This is a genomic window from Nocardia asteroides (genome assembly GCF_021183625.1).
Classification (GTDB): domain Bacteria; phylum Actinomycetota; class Actinomycetes; order Mycobacteriales; family Mycobacteriaceae; genus Nocardia; species Nocardia asteroides_A.
Genome location: NZ_CP089214.1, coordinates 5263582 through 5283806, shown reverse-complemented (window position 1 = coordinate 5283806; position 20225 = coordinate 5263582). Strand labels below are relative to the sequence as shown.

The following is a 20225-nucleotide window of genomic DNA, read 5'->3' as shown; positions in this document are numbered from 1 at the left end:
CAGCCCCTGGTCGCGGGGCTGCCGGTGGCCGAGCCCGACATCGACGCGCTGGTCCTGATCGCTCCGCACCCCGACGACGAAGTGCTCGGACTCGGCGCGTTCACCGCCGCGCTCACCGACCGCGGAGTGCCGGTCACGATCGTCGCCGTCACCGACGGCGACGCCTCCCATCCCGGATCCCCGACCCACACCCCGGCCGCTCTCGCCGAGCTGCGCCGCCGCGAATCCGCCACCGCCGCAGCCGTGCTCGGTGTCACCGAGATCGTCCACCTCGGCCTGCCCGACGGCGCCGTCACCGACCACGAAGACCGATTGGGCGAACTCCTCGCCCCGCACCTGCCCGCGGGCGCGACCGTGGCCGTTCCCTTCCACGCCGACGGCCACCCCGACCACGAGGCCACCGCCCGCGCCGGGGCAGCGGCCGCCCGCGCCCGCGGTCTGCTCGTGCTCCAGTACCCGATCTGGCTGTGGCACTGGTCGCGCCCCGACGACCCGGATATCGACTGGACCCGCGCCCGGCGGCTACCCGCTACCCCCGGCGGCGCCGAGCGCAAGCGCCGCGCCGCGCTGGCCTTCACCTCCCAGATCGCGCCCCTCTCCGCGCACCCCGCCGACCGCGCGGTGCTGCCCGCCCACGTCCTGGCCCGGCTACTCGACCTGCCGGAGGTGGTGTTCGAGTGAGCCCGCGCAGCGACCCGGAGTTCTTCGACGCCATGTTCCGCGCCGATCCCGACCCGTGGCGCTTCGACACCGCCTGGTACGAGATCCGCAAACGCACCCTCCTGACCGCGATGCTCCCGGCGCCGCGCTACCGCCACGCCCTCGAACCCGGCTGCGCCAACGGCCACCTCACCCAGGCACTGGCGCAGCGCTGCGACCGCGTCACCGCCACCGACATCGCGCCGCACGCACTGGAGCTGGCTCGCGCCCGCTGCCGCGACCTTCCGCACGTCACCCGGCACCGATGGGCATTCGGCGCACCCTGGCAGTGGACGGACCGCTTCGACCTGGTCGTGCTCAGCGAAGTCGCCTACTACCAGCCCGCCCCCGCCCTCACCACGACCATCGCCGACATGCGGACCCACCTCGACCGCGGCACCACCGTGCTGGCCGCGCACTGGCGCCACACCGAACCCGACCACCACCTCGACGGCGACCGCGCCCACCACATCATCCGCACCACCCTGCCCCACCACCACGTAGCGCACTACCGCGACGACGACGTCGTCATCGACGTCCTCACCACCCGCTGACCCGCCGCGTACCACCGCGCTGCGCGGGTATCCGGCACCCGCGAGCCTCCGTCGTGAAAACCGGCGCTGCCGAACCCGACTCGGGAACCGGTCGCGAGCGGTGCGGAGCTCGGTGCGGTGTCGTGAGTGATGAGGTGGCGGATGCGGAACAACAACTCCCGGTCAGCGGGCAAGGGCGCGCGGAGCGCGAGCGCGACGATGCGCAGGCTGCTCGGGTTGCCACCACGATGGAAACGCAGGATCGCCGGCCCCGCCATCCGGCGCGACGGGCTGGAGCTGGACCTCGACACCCAGATGCTGCTGCGGATCAGCAGCGCCTGGCCCCGCCCGCGCCTGGACCCCGTGACCTCACCGCCGCGCATGCGCGCCGCCGCACGCCGCATGGCAGGCATCAGCGCCGGTCGAGCCGAGCCCATGCCCGTCACCGACAGCACCGTCGCCGGTGCCGAGACGTCGCTGCCCGCCCGCGTCTACACCCCGGCGGGGGCCGGCGACACCGCGCTCGTGTGGTTCCACGGCGGCGGCTGGGTCGCCGGTGATCTCGACACCCACGACCGGCTGTGCCGCACCCTCGCCGCGGGCACCGCAACCACGGTCGTCTCGGTCGCCTACCGGCTCGCACCCGAACACCCCTACCCGGCACCCGTCGAGGATGCCTGCGCCGCCTATGCCGACATCGTCGCCCGCGCAGCCGAATTCGGGGCCGCGCCCGATCGGATCGCGGTCGGCGGGGACAGCGCGGGCGGCTACCTCGCCGCCCTGGTCGCCCAGCACACGGTGGACCGGGACACCCCCGATCCGTTGGCACAGCTGCTGCTGTATCCGGTCACCGACCTCACCGGCGCGTGCCCCTCCCGCCAGACCTTGGCCCGCGGGTTCGACCTGACCCGCACCGACCTGCAGTTCTTCGACCGCTGCTTCCTGCCGCCCACCGTCGACCGCGCCGCCCCCGGCGTGTCCCCGCTGGCGGCCCCGACCCTGACCGGGGTGGCGCCCGCGCTGATCGTGACCGCCGGATTCGACCCCCTCCGCGACGAAGGCTCGCGCTACGCGCAGCGCCTGCGCGAACACGGAGTCCCGGTCACCGAACACCGCTTCGACGGCTACACCCACGGCTTCGCCAACAACGGCCTCGCCTTCGGACCGGCTGTCCGGCACATCGCCGAACTCTTCGCCGCCACCCTGGCCGGTTCCGCCCCCCAGGCCACGACCGCCCTTCCCTAGGCGAGGCACGTCGGTGAAGTCGTCGCCGATTTCGTTGCGGGTCAGTTATCGAACATATGTTCTATTCTGCGGTACGCTTCCTCGGTGACCACTCAGTACGCCCCCGCACCGGGTTGGCCGGACCTGGCCGATGTCGACCTGCTGCGCACCCTCGTCGAGACCGAACGCCGCAGGCGGCGGCTGGACGCCGCCATGCGCGCGGCCGTGGCCGAGGCCGAGCGGCGTGGGCTCGCCGTCGACACCGGGTATCGGGACACGGCGGAGCTGTTGACCGATCTGCTTCGGATCAGCGTTCAGGAGGCGCGCAGGCGGATCGAGTTCGCGATTCCGCAGGGGCGGCCGCGGGCGCGGAAGGTGTGGAAGGTGCTGGCGGCGGCGAGCTGAGACCCGGGGCGGGGTCAGGTGGGGCGGGGGGCGTACATGATGACCGCGACACCGGCGAGGCAGAGCAGGGCGCCGGTGACGTCGTAGCGGTCGGGGCGGAAGCCGTCCACGGCCATGGCCCACAGGAGGGAGCCGGCTACGAAGACGCCGCCGTAGGCGGCGAGGATGCGGCCGAAGTCGGCGTCGGGTTGCCGGGTGGCAACGAAGCCGTAGGCGCCGAGCGCGATGATTCCGGCGCCGATCCAGAGCCAGCCGCGGTGCTCGCGGACCCCCTGCCAGACCAGCCAGGCGCCGCCGATCTCGGCGAGGGCCGCCAGGGCGAACAGCAGGATCGAGCGCAATACCAGCACGGGAGGGGACGGTATCGCGTCACCACCGACGGCACCCGGAACTCGCGGACTCTTACCGGCGCACCCCGACCTAGGTTAGCCTTGGCTCAATTGCGCCGGAGCGACTTTCGGCACCGGACCGAGGGGTTGGCCCCGATGAAGGAGACGACGATGCACGCTGTCCGGACCCCGCGGGTCGCCAGGCGCGCGGTGATCGCCGCCGTGGCGGGCGTGCTCGCGCTCGGCATCGCCGGCTGCGGATCGGACTCCGGGCCGGGCGGCGGGGACGGCTCGGTCACCGTCACGCACGCGCTCGGCGAGACCACCGTGGACGGGACGCCGGCCAAGGTCGTCGCGCTCGGGAATCAGTGGCTGGACACCACGCTGGCCTTCGACGTGATCCCGGTCGGCTATGTCGACAACGTGGCGATCGCCTCGCGCACGACGCCGCCGTGGCAGCCGGACAAGCTCGGCTCGGCGAAGTCCATCGCGAGCATGGCGGGGATCGCCGAGCAGGTGGCGGCGCTGGAGCCGGATCTGATCCTGGCCGACCCGTTCATCGCCGACCAGGCGACCTACGACAGCCTGTCCAAGATCGCGCCGACCATTCCCGGGCTGTCGAAGAACTCCGCGGCGGTCTGGCAGGACCAGGTGACGACGCTCGGCAAGGTGCTGCGGCGGGAGGGTGACGCGACGGCGATCATCGGCGGGGTGCAGTCCAAGATCGACGGCATCGTGGCGGCCAATCCGGGGCTGAAGGGCAAGACCTATGCCAGCACCTGGCTCGGCACCCCCACCCAGCTGATGGTGCTCACCGACGCGGCGGACGGGTCGGGGCAGGTGTTCACGGCGCTCGGCCTCACCATCCCGAAGAACCTGGCCGACCAGCCCGCCACCGGCGGCAGGCTGGCGCTCTCCACCGAGCGCATCGACGAGGTCACCGCGGACCTGCTGCTGGCGGGGTACTCCCCCGGCTACGAGGAGAAGTTCCGCCAGCTGCCCGGCTACGGCGCGCTGCCCGCGGTGCGGAACAACGCGACGGTCTTCCTGAACACGATGGAGATCACCGCCGTCAACCAGCCGACCGTGCTCTCGGTGCCGTTCATCCTGGACAAGCTGAACCCGGCCCTGGTCGCGGTCGGCAGCCGGTAGGAATCGCGCTGTGCCCGTTCTGATGTCGTCCGGTGAGACGCGGCTCGCGCTCCGGGCCGGTGCCACCTGTGTGATCACCCCGGCGGCGGCGGTGCTGCTGAACCCGCCACGGAAGCAGAAGCTCAGCGGATTGCCGCGGGGGCAGCTGCTCGCGCTCAAGACGCTCAATCGCGGGCCCGCCACGGTCGCCGAGCTGGCGACGGCAGCGGGCGAGGACGTCACGCCGCTGCTGGACCGGCTCGCGGGGGCGGGCTGGCTGGCGGTCACGGTGCGCGCGGAGGGGCGCGACCTGTACACGGTGCTGCCGTTCGGGACCCCGCCGCAGGGCGAGCCCGCGCCGCTGCCGCCGACCGCGACCCTCTCCAAGTTCGCGGTGCTGCACCGCGATGCGGACGGGTTCGTGCTCGAGCACCCGCTGTCCTGGTGCGACATCCGGATCCACGATCCGCGGTACCTGGCGCTGCTGGAGCCCTCCGGCTCGGGGCTGCCCGCGGCGGACCGCTTCCGGGCGGATCTGCACCGCGGCGGTTTCCTGGCCGATCCGGCCACCGAGGAGCAGGCGTTCAGCAGCCGCAGCTGGAGCGCGCCCGACCTGTGGTTCCACCGGCGCAGCACGCTCGGCGAGCGCGTTGTGACCTGGGAGCACTTCGGGCCGACGAAGTGGGCGAAGGGGCAGTTCCCGCAGCCACCCGCGCGCAAGCCGAAGTACCCGGCCGAACCGATCCCGCTGCCGCGCCCCGACCTGGAGGCCCTGCGCGCCACCGACCCCACGCTCACCGCCGTGCTGGAGGACCGGGTCTCCACCCGCGCCTTCGACGACGCCGCGCCGATCACGCTCGGGCAGCTCGCCGAGCTGCTCTTCCGCACCGCGCGGAGCCGGGGGGTGCGGTCCGAGGTGCCCGGAGAGGAGCTGGTCTCCAAGCCGTACCCGAGCGGGGGCAGCGTGTACGAGCTGGAGCTGTATCCGGTGGTCCGCGCTGTCGCGGGGCTGGCGCCGGGCATGTACCACTACGACGCGCACGAGCACGCGCTGCGGCCGATCGCCGATGCGGCGAGCCCGGCGGTCTCCACCCTGGTCAAGTCGACGTCGGCGACGCTCGCCGATGGCGCGGAGCCGCAGGTGCTGCTGGTCATCGGCGCGCGGACCGGGCGGGTCATGTGGACCTACGAGCAGGTCTCCTACGCGGTGATCCTCAAGCACGTCGGGGTGCTCATGCAGACCGTGTACCTGGCCGCGACGGCCATGGGGCTCGGCGCCTGCGCCCAGGGCTTCGGCGACACCGCTGCGTTCGTGCGCGCCGCGGGGGTGGACGAGCTCGAGGAGTGCAGCGTCGGCAGCATCATCGTCGGGACGCCGCTGCCGGGCTGCTAGCCGGAGGCCATGACCTCCTCGTCGCTCATGGCCGCGACCTCGAGGTAGAGCCGGGCGACCACCGGCAGCCGGTCGGGGGTGCCGCGGCCGGCCTCGCGCGCGGTGAGCCGGGCGGCGAGCGCGGCGACGGTCCGGGTGGCGAAGACGTCGGAGACCAGGGCGTGGTCGGTCTCCAGCCACTCCCGCACCCGGGCAACGAAACTGGTCGCGAGCACGGAGTCGCCGCCCAGGCCGAAGAAGTCGTCGTGCACGCCGATGGGGCCGGAGCCGAGGACGCCGCGCGCGATGTCGGCGAGCGCGGCCTCCAGGTCGTCGCGCGGCGCGACGTGCTCGGCCGTGTCCCCGGCCGATTCCAGGAACGCGAGTACGGCGCGGCGGTCGAGTTTGCCGTTGTCGGTGAGCGGCATCTGCGCCAGGTGCTCGATCCGGGCCGGGATCATGTAGCCGGGCAGCAGCTCGGCGAGGGCGGCGGTGGGGTCGCCGATCTCGGCGCCGGAGACGGCGGCCACCAGCTTCGGGCCGATGGCGGCGGCGACCGCGTGCCGCACCCCGGGCACGGTGCGCAGCGCGCTCTCCACCTCGCCAAGCTCGACCCGGTAGCCGCGGAGCTGCACCTGGTGGTCGGCGCGGCCGAGGAATTCGATGGTGCCGTCCGGCCAGTAGCGGGCCAGGTCGCCGGTGCGGTACCAGCGCAACCCGTCGTACTCGACGAAGCGCTCGGCGGTGCGCTCCCGGTCGTTGCGGTACCCGGCCGCCACGTTCGCGCCGCCGACCCAGAATTCGCCGGGAACCCAGTCCGGGCAGTCCCGCCCGGCCTGCGAGACCACGCGGCAGCGGACATTGCGCAGCGGCACCCCGAACGGCACCGTCGCCCAGTGCGCGGGCGGCTCGCCGCGCACCTCGCAGATGGTGTTGTGGATCGAGGTCTCGGTCGCGCCGCCGAGTCCGGCGAAGCGGCACCCGGGCACCTGCTTCGCCAGCCTGCGGGCCAGGTCGGCGCCGACCCAGTCGCCGCCGAGCGTCACCGCGCGCAGCGCGTCGCCGAGCCGGTCGCCGCCGGTCTCCAGGATCATGTCGAGCATGCTCGGCACGCAGTTCAGGATGGTGACCCGGTGCTCGCGCAGCAGCCGCACCCAGGTGGTGGCCTCCGCGCGCTGCTCGGCGTCGACCGCGACGATCGCGCCGCCCGCCGCGAACATGCCGAAGATGTCGTAGACCGAGGCGTCGAACTCCAGCGCCGAGAGCGCGAGCACCCGGTCGGCGGGGCCGACGCCGAAGTGCTCGTTCACCGCGTCGATGGTGTTCATGGCGCCGCGGTGCGGCACGTCGACGCCCTTGGGCTTGCCGGTCGAGCCGGAGGTGAAGATGACGTAGGCGATGGCCTCGGGGTCCGGGTACACGGGTTGCGCGAGCGGCTGCGCGGTGCGGGCGTCGGCGATGGCCACGGTTGTGACATCGGGGCCGAGGTCGGCGCCCGGCACGGTGAGCGCGACGGCGACATCGGCGGTGCGGAGGATTTCGGCGCGGCGCGCGGTGGGCTGGTCGAAGCCGATGGGCACGTACGCGGCGCCCGCCGCGAGCACGCCGAGCACGGCGAGAATCTGGTCCTGCCCCTTCGGCAGCTGGACCGCGACGGCGTCGCCGGGGCGCACCCCGGCGGCGGTCAGCGCGCCCGCGACGGCCAGCGCGGCCCTGGCGAGCGCGCCGTAGCTCCAGCCCGGCTCGCCGACCACCGCGGGTGCGGCGGGGTTCGCGGCGGCGTGTTCGAAGAAGCCCTGGTGCAGGCGGCGGCCGCTGACCGGGCCGTCGGTGGCGTTCACGGCGGCCCGCACCGCGGCCTGCGCGGCCGGGAGCGCGGGGGCGGCACCGGCCGCCCAGCCGCCGGCCTCGGCACCGAGCCGGGCGACGGCGGCGGTGTAGTGCGCGAACATGGCGTCGACCAGCCCGGCCGGGAAGGCGGAGTCGCGCACGTCCCAGTTCAGCAGCAGTCCCCCGCGCACCTCGGTGACCTGCGCGTCCAGCAGTACCTGCGGGCCCTGCGAGATGATCCAGACCGGGTCGCCGAAGGTCTCGGTGACCCGCTCCGCGAAGAGCTCGCCGAGGTTGAGCGCGCTGGTGTAGACGATCGGGGCGAGCACCGGCTCGCCGCGCTGCCTGCCGAGGTCGCGCAGCACCTCCAGCCCGGACCACCCGGCGTGCGCGCCGGCTTCGTGCACGGCGCGCTGCAGCGCCCGCGCCCGCTCGGTCACCGTCAGCTCCGCGGTGACATCCACGTCGAGCATGATCGAGGAGGTGAAATCGCCGATCACCCGGTCGATCTCGGGGTGCACCGGTTCGCGGTGGAAGAGCGGCACATTGAGCAGGAAGCGGCTCTGCGCGGACCAGCCGCCGATGGTGTCGGCGAAGACCGCCGCCAGCGCCATGGCCGGGGTGATGCCGCGCTCGTGCGCGGCGGCGAGCAACCGCCGCTTGGCCTCGGGGGCGAGCCAGTGGTCGTAGCGGACGGTGCGGTGCGGGGCGGTGCGTTCGCCCACCGGCACCGCCGGGAGTTCGGGGGCGCCGGGGAGCTCGGGCAGCCGCCGCTGCCACCACCGGCGGTCGCGCTCCCTGGTCGCCTCGTCCAGCCGGTGCTCGGTGCGGTAGCGGCGGTAGGTGTAGCCGGGGGCGGTGATGGTGGCGCCGTGGTAGAGCTCGGCGAGTTCGGCGACGAGGACGCGGTAGCTCATGGCGTCGCCCGCGATCATGTCGACGTCGAGGTGCAGGCGGCAGCGGTCGCCGGGGCGCAGGGTGAGGGTGACGTCGAGCACCTGGCCGTCCTCGATGGCGAGGCGCTGGTGGGTCTTGCTGTCGCGCAGCCGGTTCAGCTCGGCTTCGGCGTCCGGGTGGTCGCGGAGATCGGTGACGGCGAAGACCGGGCGGCCGGGTGCGGGGAGTGTCTGCTGGGTGCCGTCGGGTAGGACGCGGGTGCGCAGCATGGGGTGGGCGGCGACCAGGTCGGCCACCGCCCGCTCCAGCCGGGCGGGATCGATCGAGTTGCCGTCGAATTCGACGTAGAGGTGCGCGGCGACGCCGCCAAGCTCCTGCTCGTCGGCGCGGCCGATCCAGTAGGCGTGCTGCATGGTCGCGAGCGGGAAGGGCTCGTCGTCGGCGCCGGGGTCGGGTGGGGCCGGTGCGGGGGGCTCCGGTTCGTGGGCGCCGAGCAGCTCCTGCCAGGCCGCCACGGTGGGGGCGGCGGCGAGCTGGGCGAAGTTGATCGCGGCGCCGCGTTTGCGCCAGCCGCCCGCCAGTTTCATGATCCGGATGGAGTCGAGGCCGAGTTCGATCAGGTCGGCGTCGCTGTCGATCGCGTCCGGTTCGATGCCGAGGGCGGCCGCGATCGCGGCGGTGATCTCGGTCCGGTCGATGGCCGCGGGGGCTCCGGTGCTGTCCACGGTGCTCACTTCCTGCCCGGTTCGATGTCGCGGATGGCGGTGAAGACGCGCTGGTCGAGGGCGGCGATCGGGTGGTCTCGCTGCGGCAGGACCAGGTCGGGGGTGAGGCCGGCCGCGCGGAGTTCGGCGCGCCACTCGTCCTCGGTGAGGAAGATGCGGTCGGTGCCCGCGCGCACGTCGGCCAGGCCTGCGTGCGGTTGGCCGGGCTGCGGGGACATGAGCAGGTGCACCGAGGTGAGCTGTTCGCAGTGCGCGTGGCAGGTTTCGAGCACGACCAGCGCGCCGCCGGGTCGCAGCAGGTCGTGCAGTTGCCGCAGCGTGACGCCGATGTCGTGCGCGTTGTGCAGGACGTTGGCGGCGATCACGATGTCGGCGGGGGCGAGGGTCTTCAGGTCGCGGTTCATGTCGACCAGGGCGTAGCGCATCCACGGGTAGCGGGCGAAGCGGTGCTTCGCGGCGGTCAGGAAGAAGTCGGAGACGTCGGTGAAGTGGTACTCGACCGGGAGGCCGTCCAGGGCCGCGGCGACCTCGTCGGTGGTACCGCCGATTCCGGCGCCCAGCTCGAGTACCAGGGCCGGGGTGTGGCGCCGTGCGATGCCGGTGACCAGGTCGGCGACCGCGCGGCCCGCGGCGAGGTTCAGGTATCGGCTGCTCAGGTTGTTCCGGTAAGCGGCTTCGGCGGTGGTCATGTGGCCGTCCGGGAAGAGCAGCTCCTGGAGGCGCATGGTGTCCTGGACCAGCTCGGTCAGGTGGTCGTCGGAGGACTGGAAGAAGTCGGCGAGGGGGCGGGGGTAGCCGAGGTCGGCGCAGACCTGTGCCAGGTCGGGGCGTTCCGGGGGTGCGACCTCGCGGGCGTAGCGGTAGCCGGTGGACCGGTCGCCGGTGAGGCAGCCGTCGGTGGTGAGGGCTTGGAGCCACTGGCGGAGTAGCCAGCGGTGTCGGGAGGCGAAGTGGAGGCGGTCGGCGAGGTCGTCGGCGGTGCGCGGTTCGGTGTGCGACAGGTGGGGGCGCAGGGTGGTTAGCATGGCGTGGAGGCCGAAGAGGTCCAGGTCGCGGCGGGCGGAGTGGAAGGTGTTCTCGTCGAAGTCGGTCGGGACCGCGAGCTGGGCCGCCGCTTTCGCCCTGGTGAGGCGTTCGGCGGGGGTGAGGTCCGGGGTGGCCGCGAAATCCGGGGTGGACCGGGCGGCACGGGCCGGTGCCGCCGAGGCCGGGGCGTCGGACCGTGCTGCCGGGGCCGCGGCCGAGGTGGCGGCGGGTACGCCGATGAGCCGGATGACGTCGTTCAGCGATGCCCCGCCGATCAGCTCCGACACCGGTATGTCTGCGTCGAAGGTGCTCGCGACCTGCCTGCGTAGTGCGAGCGCCTGTAGCGAGTCGAGGCCGATGGCGACCAGCGGGCGGGTGCCGTCGATGGAGCTGGGATCGTCGGCGCCGATGATTCCGGCCAGCAAGGTGGCAACGTGCGCTGCGACATCAGCCGTAGGCCCAGCGACCGGTGCGGGCTCAGCAGCGTGTGCGGGGTCAGCAGCGTGTGCGGGGTCAGCAGCGTGCTCGGGGCTGGCGGCGGCAACCGGGGTGTTCAGGTCGGCGAGCAGCGGACCGTATCCGAAGGCGCCGAGTATGTTCCGGCCGCGCTCCCAGTCGAAGGCGGCGACCGCGGCGTCGGTGCGCAGCCCGCCGAGGCCGAGTGCGAGCGCGTCGGCCGATTCCATCGGCAGGTAGCCGACCTCTGCGAGCCCGGCCAGCTCGGCGTCCCCGCTGCCGCGGAAGACCGCCCACTGCCCCCACTGCACGGCCACGCAGTGCCTGCCGCTCGCGCGGTACCGCTTGGCGAGTGCGTCCACCAGGCGGTTGGCGGCCGCGTACAGCACGGTGCCGCGGCCGCCGATGGTGGCGGCGAGCGAGGAGCAGAGCACGATCTCGCACTCCGGCGCCAGCCGCTCCAGCACCAGCTCGAGCCCGAGCACCCGGCCGCGCACGGCCCGCTCGACCTGGTCGGCGGTGATGTCGGTGAGCCCACCCGGGCCGATCGCCGCATTGTCGGCGGCGGCGTGCACCAGCGCCCCGACCGTCGCGAGGCGATCGGCGAGCGCGGCCACGGCGCCGGGGTCGGCGATATCGCAGGCGATGACCTCGATCTCGGCGGGGCCGAGCGCGCGCAGCCCGCGCAGCCGCGCGGTCACCGCCGGGGTCTCGCCGGAGCGGCTGAGCAGCGTCACCCGGCGCGCGCCGGAGCGCACCGCGTGCTCGCAGAACTCGAGCCCGAGGCTGCCGGTGCCGCCGGTCACGAGGACGTCGGCGGCGCGGATCGGCCCGGTGAGCAGGGCGGCCGGGTCGGCCTCGGTGAGCCGCTTGGCGTAGAGGTTGCCCTCGCGCAGTGCCAGCTCCGGCTCCGCCGCGGTGTGCAGGGCGGTGACGATGGCGGGTGCGGTGCGCTCGGCGCCGAGGTCGAGGTGGCGGAAGGCGATGCCGGGGTACTCCGCGCCCGCGGAGCGGAAGGCGGCGCTCGCGGCGGCGTGCACCGGGTGTGGCGGGGCGTCATCGGGCAGCACCGCCTCGCCGCCGGTGGTGATCAGCCAGTACTCGGCGATCGCTGCGCCGGGCGGGCTCCACCAGCCGCGTTCGCCGAGGAAGGCGGCGAGTTCGCGGACTGCCGTCGCGGCGTCCGGTGCCGGGCGCGTCGGTAGCAGCACCACGACGGTGTCGATATCGTCCGCGGGGGTGTCCGGGCCGAGCAGCCGCCCGTCGAGCCCCTGCCTGCTCGCGTACTCGGACAACTCGGCGGCGAGTGCGGCCTGCTCGCCGGTGTGGTCGACGATGCCGAGCCGTCGCGGCGCGGTGACCGAGCGTTGGCTCAGCCGGACCCAGGTGTCCACCAGCAGCTGCGGTTGCGGCCCCGCGGCCACAACGGTTCGCGGCTCGCCGTGCCCACCGGCTCGATCAGCCTGACTGAGCCCGACGGTGGGGGCGTCGGTGCGATCAGCCTGACCACGCCTGATGGTGGGGGCATCGGTGCGATCAGCCCGCCCGATGGAGGTGTCGTACGGGAGCCACAGCGTGAGCTCGTTCATGGCGACATTGGGAAAGTCGAGCAGCGGTGGCGCGGGCGGGGTCCGGTCGCCGGTGCGCAGACCGTCCCAGGCGAATCCGAGGTCGGCCACGGCGAGCTCGGCCAGGTTGCGGGTGAACTCGCGCAGGTCGGTCGCGGTGCGCAGCGAGGTGCCGAAAGTCCTGGTGGAGGCGATCTCGGCCAGGTTCTCCTCGATGGCGAGGTGCAGCGTCGGGTGCTCGGCGAGTTCGACGAAGGTGTCGACGCCCGCGGCGACGGCGGCGCCGATCGCGCGGTCGAAGCGAACGGGGTTGCGCAGGTTCCAGAACCAGTATTCGTCGACCGGCAGTTCGGGGGTCACGGCGGCGCCGAGCGTCGAGCCGATGCACAGGATCTCGGAGTCCAGGAACCGGGTGCTGTCGAGCCGGCTGTGCACCGCGTCGTGGATCAGGTCGCGGAACTCGTTGAGCAGCACCGTGTGCGCCGGATAGCCGACCCGGATGACCCGGGCGAAGCGCCCGCGCCCGGCGAGCGCCTCGACCACGGCCCGCACGGTGTGCCGCTCCCCCGAGACCCCGACCATGCGCGGCGCGTTCCGCACCGAGACCTGGGCCCAGCCCGGCAGCCGGGCGATGACGTCCTCGCACTCCTCGCGGTCGGCGGCGACCACCGCCATGGCGTAGCGATCGGAGGTGATCTTGTCCACGGCGTGCGCCCTGGTCCCGACCACGACGACGGCGTCCGCCAGGCTCATCACCCCGGACAGGTACGCGGCGGCGATCTCACCCTGGCTGTGCCCGACGGTGGCGGCGGGCCGCACGCCGAACGACCGCCACAGCGCGCCGAGCGCCACCATCTGGGTGAAGAGCGCGGGCTGCACGACGGCGGCGGACTCCTCCGCCTCGTCGCCGGTGCCGAGCAGGTAGGGCAGCGGGGAGGCGCCGAACTGCTCCTCGAACAGCGCGGCGCAGCGATCGGCCTCGGCCCGGTACGCCTCGACTCCCTCGTAGAAGACCCGGCCCATCCCGTTGCGCTGGGTGCCCTGCCCGGGAAGCACGAACGCGACGCTCCGCGCGAGCGCGGGTTCGGCGGCGGAGACGACGCCCGGATGCGCGACCCCGTCCCGCACCGCGGTGAGCGCGGCCGCGAGCTCGACCCCGTCGGTGACGGCGAGCAGCGCGCGATACCCGCGCGCGACCCGGGTGCGCAGCAACTGCTCCGCCACCCGGCCCGGCGCGACGGCCGGGTGCTGGGCGAGGTAGCCGAGCAGAGCGGCGGCCTCGGCCCGCAGCAGCGCCGGGCTGTCCGCGGAGAGCAGTACCGGGATCGACCCGTCGGGCAGGCGATGGCTAGGCATCGTCGTTCTCCTCGTGGACCGGCAGCGCGAGGATCGCGTGCGCGTTGGAACCGCCCGCGCCGAAGGAGGAGACCGCGCCGTAGCGCCTGCCGTCCCTCGGCTCCCACGGCTCGACCTTCGCGGCGAGGCGAAGGCTCGACCGCTCCCAGTCGACCTTCGTGGTCGGGTTGTCGGCGAACAGGGTCGGCGGGATGCGGCCGTGCTGCCCGGCCAGCAGCAGCTTGACCAGGCCGAGCATCCCCGCCGCGGCCTGGGCGTGCCCGGCGTTCGACTTCACCGAGCCGAGCAGCGGGGCGGAGCCTGCCGCGCCGTAGGTGTTCTGCAGCGCGCGCAGCTCGACCGGGTCGCCCGCACGGGTCGCGGTGCCGTGGCCCTCGATCATGCCGACGTCGGCGGGGTCGATCCCGGCCCTGGCGATGGTGCGCCGGATCAGCCGCTCCTGGGCGTCGGTGCGCGGCACCAGGATCGGCTTGCCGGCGCCGTTGTGGTTGTGGTGCGAGGCGAGCAGTGTGCCGTGGATCCGGTGCCCGAGCTCGCGCGCCCGTGACTCGCGCTCGACGACGACGACCCCGGCCCCCTCACCCCACAGCGTGCCGGTCGCGTCGTCGGAGTACGAGCGGCAGTGCCCGTCGGCGGAGAGCGCGTTGTGCCTGGCGAACTCGTAGAACGCCAGCGGCGAGCCCATCACGCAGACGGCCCCCGCCAGCGCCCATTCGCAGTCGCCGTCGCGGACCGCGGCGGCGGCCAGGTGCAGGGCGGTGATCGAGGAGGCGCAGGCGGCGTCCACCGTCATGGACGGCCCGATCAGCCCGAGGCAGTGCGAGATCCGCGCGGCGGCGCTGAGCAGCCCGTGGCCGATGATCCGCAGCCCGCTGTACTCGTCGACCTGGGCGCCGGGCGGTCCGTACTCCATCGGCGAGCAGCCGATGAAGCAGCCCGCGTCGGCGCCTGCCAGCGCACCCGGGTTGAGCCCGGTGTTCTCCAGCGCGCGCCACGCCACCCGCAGCGCGACCCGCTGCTGCGGGTCGGTGGCGATGGCCTCGCGCTGGCCGATCCCGAAGAACGCCGGATCGAAATCTGCCGCGCCGGTGAGGAATCCACCCGCGTCCTGCACGGCGCCCCAGTCGTCCAGCTCGGAGACCGAGAACAGCTCGTCGAGCGGCCAGCCGCGATCCCGGGGGAAGGCGCCGATCAGCTCGGTCGAGGATTCCAGCGCCGCCCAGTAGGCGCGCGGGGTGTCGATGCCGCCGGGCGCCTCGACGGCGAACCCGGCGATGACGATCGGGTCGGCGGCGGTCACCGCCGCGCCGCCGGGTCCGGGTACGCCTGCTGCGCCAGCAGCCCGGTGACCGCCTCGAGGTGTTGCTGCAGGTAGAAGTGCCCGCCCTCGAACAGGGTGACCTCGACATCGTCGCTGTGGCGGCTCCAGCCGTGCAGGTCGGCCATCGAGACGATGGGGTCGCGGTCGCCGCCGATAGCGTGCACCCTGGTCGCCACCCGCACGCTCTCCGGGCAGCGGTAGGCCTCGGAGGCGCAGTGGTCGGCCCTGATCGCGGGCAGCGAGAAGCGCATCATCTCCCGGCTGGCGAGCACGTCGGCGTCGATGCCCTCCAGGGAGACCAGGTGGTCGAGCAGCTCCTCGTCGCCCTCCGGGGTCGGCTCGCGGAACTGCGCGCGCGAGGGCGCCACCGCGGCCGAGACGGTGAGCTGCCTGACGTCGACGCCCGCCGCGATGGCGAGCCGCGCGAACTCGAAGGCGACGAAGGCGCCCATGCTGTGCCCGAAGACGACGATCGGGGTGTCCCGGTTGTACGGCGACATCCGGAACTCGCCGTAGGCGCCGACCGCGATGTCGGGCAGCGAGCCGAGCGCGGGCTCGGCCGCACGGTCCTGGCGGCCCGGGTACTGGAAGACGATGACGTCGTAGTGCGCGGCCAGCGCGGCGGAGAGCGCCCGGTAGGCGGAGGCGCCCGCGCCTGCGTGGGGGAAGATCAGCAGCGGCAGCCGGTGCGGCGACTCCGCCTCGTGGAACTTCCTGATCCAACCCTGGTTGTGCTGCATGCTATCGGTCCACCTTCCGCGATAGTGCCGCGACGGCGCGGCCGAGAAGTGCTGCGAGATCGTCGATCTCGGTGTCTGTGAAGAGTTCGCTGCTCCAGCGCCAGGTGAGCGTCAGCTCGGGGCCAGGCCCGACCGCGGCGATCAGCCCGAGCGCGTAGCGCAGCGGCAGGTCGGGCTCCGGCGCGATCGGCAGCGCGGCGGTGAGCGCGGGGTCGGTCACCATCCCCCAGGCCCGCTCGCCGCCGCCGAGCAGGTCGGTGCGGCCCAGGTAGTTGAATTCGAGCTGCGGCCACGGCGCCTCCGCGAGCTCGGGTACCCGGGCCACCGACCGCAGCAGCCCGAAGTCGAGCCCCTGCGCGGGGACCGCCGCGAGCTGCGCGACCACCGAGCCGAGCAGTGCGCGCGCCGCAGCCGGGTCGCGCTCGGCCTCCTCGACCCCGATCGCGGCGCCCGCGCCGAGCCGCACCGGGTAGGGCGCGGAGAACCAGCCGACGGTGCCCGAGGTGTCCGCGCCGACCACCGCGTCGGCGCGGCCGTGGCTCTCCAGCCCGACCAGGGTGCCGCCGTCGGCGGGCTGCCCGCGCTCGCGGCGCCGGGAGACCACGGTCAGCGCCAGCGCCGTGAGCAGCAGTTCGCGCATGCCGTCGCCGCGGGCGGCGGCGCCGAGCAGCCGCGCGGTGGTGTCGGCGGGCACGGTTGTGGTGGTGAGCCGCAGCGTCGCCCACGTGTCGCCGGGGGCGAGCGGGCGGCGGCCGAGCGTGGGGTCGGGGCCGCGCAGCTGCCCGGCCCAGTAGTCGCGCTGGGCCAGCACCTCGGCGGTCTCCGCGCGCTGCCACAGCAGCCGTGACCAGTGCCGGTAGCCGGTCGCCTCGGCGACGGCCTTGGGGACCGCGCCCGCCGCCACCTGCTCCCACGCCGCGGCCAGGTCGGCGAGCACGATGCCCCAGGACACCACGTCGATGGCGAGGTGGTGCACGGTGAGCAGCAGCAGGTCGCCGCCGGGTGCGCCGCGCAGCCACACCGCGCGCACCAGCGCGCCCGCCGCCGGGTCGAGCGCCGCCAGCGCGGCGTCGCTCTGCGCGGCCAGCGTGGCGGGGGCGTCGCCGGTGGCGTCGGCCGTGGTGAGGATGTCGGCCGCGGCGACGGCGCCGGGCTCGCGGGTGACCAGGCGGGGGCCGTCGGGGGTGTGGTCGAGGAAGCCGCGGAGGGTGTCGTGGCTGTCGAGCACCGCCTGCAGCACCGCCGTCAGATCCGCGCGGGTCAGCCCGGCGGGGAGCCGGGTGAGCAGGCTCTGGGCGAGTCTGCGCGAGGCCGGGAGGGTGTGCAGCCACTGGACGATGGGCAGCGGCGGCACCGGGCCGTAGCCGTCGTGTTCCTCGGGAACGGGCGTTGGTAGCGCCGCTGCCCGGTCGAGCGCGGCGGCCAGGTCGCGGATCGTCGGCGCGGCAAGGACCGTGCGCACGTCGAGCGCGAGGCCGTGGCCGCGCGCCCGGTTCACCAGGGAGATGGCGACGATGCTGTCCATGCCGAAGGCGAAGAAGTCCTCCTCGACGCCGGGGGTGCGGCCGTCGAAGACCTCGGTGAGCACGATGGCGAGGGTTCGCTCGGTCTCGGTCGCCGGGGCCGCCCCGCCGTCCCCGGCCAGTGCGGCCTCGGCGCGCAGGGCGAGCCCGCGGACGTCGAGCTTGCCGTTGCTCGTCACCGGCAGCTCGGGCAGCGGAAGCAGCCGGGCCGGGATCATGTAGGCGGGGAGCCGCTCGGCCAGCTCGGCGCGGAGCGCGACGGTGTCCGGCTCGGTATCGGCGACCACGAACCCGACCAGGGTGACCGCGTCGCCGCGCCGCACGACGGTCGCCGCCGCCGCGGTGATGCCGGGCGCGGTGCGCAGCGCGGTCTCCACCTCGCCGATCTCGATGCGGTAGCCGCGGATCTTCACCTGGTCGTCGGCCCGGCCCAGGTAGCCGAGTGCCCCGCCGGGCAGCCCGCGCACCAGGTCGCCGGTGCGGTACATCCGCGCGCCGGTGCCGGTGGGGTCGGCGACGAAGCGCTCCGCGGTGGTCCCCGGCCGTCCGGCGTAGCCGCGGGCCAGCTGTGCGCCCGCCAGGTACAGCTCCCCCACCGCGCCGGTCGCTGCCGGGCGGAGCCGGGAATCCAGCACGTGCGCGGTCGTTCCGGCGGTGGGCGCGCCGATGGTCGGCGTCGGGCCCGCGGCGGTGACGTCGGCGACCACCGCCTCCACCGTGGTCTCGGTCGGGCCGTAGCAGTTGTGCACCGCGACGCCGGGGAGCGCGCGCAGCCGGGCCCACAGCTCGGTGTCGATGGCCTCGCCGCCGAGCGCGAGCACCGCTGGTGGCTGCTCCAGCAGTCCGGCGGCGGCGAGCTGCCGGAACATGGAGGGCGTGGTGTCGATCATGTCGATGCCGTGTTCGCGGAGTTCGGCGACCAGGCGGGTGGCGTCGCGCATGGTCGGCTCGTCGACGAGGTGCACGGTGTGCCCGTCGAGCAGGCCGGCCAGTGGCTGCCAGGAGGCGTCGAAGCTCAGTGACCAGGCGTGTGCGATCCGCAGGGGGCGGCCGAGGCGGGCGGTGGCCGGGCGGTAGACCCGGGCGCGGTGGTCGGTGCAGTACGAGACCACCGCCGCTTGCGTGCCGGCCACGCCCTTGGGCTCGCCGGTCGAGCCGGAGGTGAAGATGAGGTAGGCGAGGTTGCCGGGGCGCGGTGTGGCGGTGACCGTGTCGGTGCGGGCGTGGGCGGCCAGGTCGAAGTTGTCCAAGTCGAGCAGCGGGGCCGGGCCCAGGCCGCCCAAGGCGGGCAACGGGGTCGAGCCGAGGCCGTCCAAGTCGGGCAACGTGGCCGGGCCCAGGCCGTCCAAGTCGAGCAGCGGGGCCGGGCCCAGGCCGTCCGAGTCCAGCAGCGGAGCAAGGAAAAAACCGCCGCCAGCCACCACGGTCAACGCCGGGTTCGATTGGCGCAGGATGGATGCCACCCGGGCGGCGGGCAGGGCGACGTCGACCGGCACGTAGGCGGCGCCCGCCGCGAGCACCGCGAGCAGCGCCACGATCGCGCGCTCGGAGCGCGGCAGGTACAGCGCGACGACATCGTCCGGGCCGATGCCGCGCGCCACCAGCTCGGCGGCGAGACCCCTGGCCCGCGCGGTCAGCTCGCGATAGGTGAGCGCGCCGTCGGCGCTGCTCAGCGCGATCGCCCCCGGGGTCGCGGCGGCCTGCCGCTCGATGAGCGCGAACAGCGTCGCCTCCGGCTCCAGCTCCGGCAGCGCGGGAGTCACTACGGCGCGGGCGGTGTGCTCGGCGGCGGTGTCCAGGTCGTCGCAGCGCAGCTCGGCCGCGTCCGGCAGCCGGCGCAGCACGGCGAGCAGCGCGGCGCCGATATCCGCGGGCGGGAAGGGGATCGCCGCCGCGTCCGCCTCCACCACGACCGCGAGTTCGTCGCCCTCGAGGTAGGCGACGACGGTGAGCGGATAGTGCGTGAGGTTCTTGGCCATCTGCGGCCGGAACCCGACCCCGCCCGCCGCTCCCCCGCCGAGCACCTCGGTCATCGGCGCGTTCTGGAACACGAAGAGCGTATCGAAGAGCGCGCTGTGCCCGGCCGCGCGCTGCACCGCCGACAGGCTCAGGAACCCGGCGTCGCGCATGGCCGCCGACTCCCGCTGCAGCCGCAGGCACTCCGCCCCGACCGCGGCCGCCGGGTCGAGCTCGAAGACCACCGGGATGGTGTTCAGGAACAGCCCGACCATGCGCTCGACCCCGGCGATGCTCTCCGGCCGCCCGGTCACGATGGTGCCGTAGACGATGTCGCGCCGGTCGGTCAGCCGGGACAGCAGCAGCGTCCAGGCGAACTGCACCGCCGAGTTCACGGTCAGCCCGTGCGCGCGGGACCAGCCGCGCAGCCGCTCGGTGTCGCCCGCGCCGAGCCCGAAGCGGGTGACCTCGGCGATGCCGCCGGTGGCGGCGCCGTCGGCGACCATCAGCGGCCCGGTCAGCAGCTCCAGCTTCGCGCGCCACCAGCGCTGCGCCTCGGACATGTCCTTGGCGGCCAGCCAGCCGATGTAGTCGCGGTAGGGCCTGGCGGCGGGCAGCGCGTCCGCGGCGCCCCCGGCCGCGTACAGCGCGCGCAGCTCGCCGAAGAGCACGCCGAGCGACCAGCCGTCCAGCAGGATGTGGTGCACCGCGAGGATCAGCCGCGCGCGGGGCGTGCCGTCCGGGCCCGGCGGCAGCGTCACCAGGGTGGCGCGCAGCGACGGCCCGCTGCCGAGGTCGAACGGGCGCGCGACCTCCTCGGCCTCGATTCCGGCCAGCTCCTCGTCGCGGGCGGCGCGCTCGGTCCACGGCAGCGCGACCGCGCGCGGGACGATCTGCACCGGCCGGGGCAGGTCGCGGTCCCAGAACACCGCGCGCAGGTTGGGGTGCCGCCGCAGCAGCGCCTCCAGGCAGCGCCGCAGCAGCGCCGCGTCCAGCGGGCCGTCGAGGTCGACGACGAACGGGATCGTGTAGACGTCGGGGCCGTCGCCCGCCAGCCGGGCCAGCGAGAAGAGCCCCTCCTGCAGCGGGCTCAGCGCCAGCACGTCCTCGATCTCGGCCGGGGCCTGGGTCATC

The 20225-nt window shown here is 74.2% G+C and carries 12 protein-coding genes; 6 read left to right on the top strand and 6 right to left on the bottom strand.

Annotated elements, in window-relative coordinates; genetic code table 11:
• Positions 1-24: 24 nt before the first annotated feature.
• From LTT61_RS24530 to LTT61_RS24515, 4 genes are all read left to right on the top strand, one after another.
• A complete protein-coding gene (locus LTT61_RS24530; RefSeq protein WP_233016401.1) occupies positions 25-681 on the top strand; it encodes a PIG-L deacetylase family protein in 657 nt (218 codons plus the stop codon).
• Positions 678-1253, top strand: coding sequence for a class I SAM-dependent methyltransferase (locus tag LTT61_RS24525; protein ID WP_233016400.1), 576 nt, complete (start codon positions 678-680; stop codon positions 1251-1253). The genes LTT61_RS24530 and LTT61_RS24525 overlap by 4 nt, the downstream gene beginning before the upstream one ends.
• 141 nt (positions 1254-1394) lie before the next feature.
• The gene (locus LTT61_RS24520) at positions 1395-2477 is read left to right on the top strand and encodes an alpha/beta hydrolase (protein ID WP_233016399.1); all 1083 of its coding nucleotides are present in this window, start codon (positions 1395-1397) and stop codon (positions 2475-2477) included.
• A gap of 84 nt (positions 2478-2561) precedes the next feature.
• Positions 2562-2861: a DUF222 domain-containing protein gene (locus LTT61_RS24515; protein ID WP_233016398.1), complete on the top strand. Its 300-nt coding sequence runs from the start codon at positions 2562-2564 to the stop codon at positions 2859-2861.
• A gap of 14 nt (positions 2862-2875) precedes the next feature.
• Here LTT61_RS24515 and LTT61_RS24510 read toward each other — a convergent pair whose 3' ends face one another.
• A complete protein-coding gene (locus LTT61_RS24510; protein ID WP_233016397.1) occupies positions 2876-3211 on the bottom strand; it encodes a YnfA family protein in 336 nt (111 codons plus the stop codon).
• Between the two features lie 150 nt (positions 3212-3361).
• On the opposite strand from LTT61_RS24510, the gene LTT61_RS24505 reads away from it, so the two are divergent.
• Together LTT61_RS24505 and LTT61_RS24500 are read left to right on the top strand one after the other, a co-directional pair.
• Positions 3362-4342, top strand: a complete 981-nt coding sequence (locus LTT61_RS24505) for an ABC transporter substrate-binding protein (RefSeq protein ID WP_233016396.1) — start codon at positions 3362-3364, stop codon at positions 4340-4342.
• A 22-nt stretch (positions 4343-4364) separates the two neighbouring features.
• Entirely contained in the window at positions 4365-5714 is a 1350-nt protein-coding gene (locus LTT61_RS24500) for a SagB family peptide dehydrogenase (RefSeq protein ID WP_233021174.1), read from the top strand.
• Here LTT61_RS24500 and LTT61_RS24495 read toward each other — a convergent pair.
• From LTT61_RS24495 to LTT61_RS24475, 5 genes are read right to left on the bottom strand one after another with little or no spacing between them, the layout of a single operon-like run.
• On the bottom strand, positions 5711-9145 hold the full coding sequence (locus LTT61_RS24495) for a non-ribosomal peptide synthetase (RefSeq protein WP_233016395.1): 3435 nt from the start codon (positions 9143-9145) through the stop codon (positions 5711-5713). The genes LTT61_RS24500 and LTT61_RS24495 overlap by 4 nt on opposite strands.
• Positions 9146-9150: 5 nt before the next feature.
• The gene (gene nbtC, locus LTT61_RS24490; protein ID WP_233016394.1) at positions 9151-13551 is read right to left on the bottom strand and encodes a nocobactin polyketide synthase NbtC; all 4401 of its coding nucleotides are present in this window, start codon (positions 13549-13551) and stop codon (positions 9151-9153) included.
• On the bottom strand, positions 13544-14851 hold the full coding sequence (locus LTT61_RS24485; protein WP_233016393.1) for a polyketide synthase: 1308 nt from the start codon (positions 14849-14851) through the stop codon (positions 13544-13546). The genes nbtC and LTT61_RS24485 overlap by 8 nt, the downstream gene beginning before the upstream one ends.
• Positions 14848-15612, bottom strand: coding sequence for a thioesterase II family protein (locus tag LTT61_RS24480; RefSeq protein WP_233016392.1), 765 nt, complete (start codon positions 15610-15612; stop codon positions 14848-14850). Before LTT61_RS24480 ends, LTT61_RS24485 begins: the two co-directional genes overlap by 4 nt.
• Before the next feature lies 1 nt (position 15613).
• Entirely contained in the window at positions 15614-20224 is a 4611-nt protein-coding gene (locus LTT61_RS24475; protein WP_233016391.1) for a condensation domain-containing protein, read from the bottom strand.
• Position 20225 lies beyond the last annotated feature (1 nt).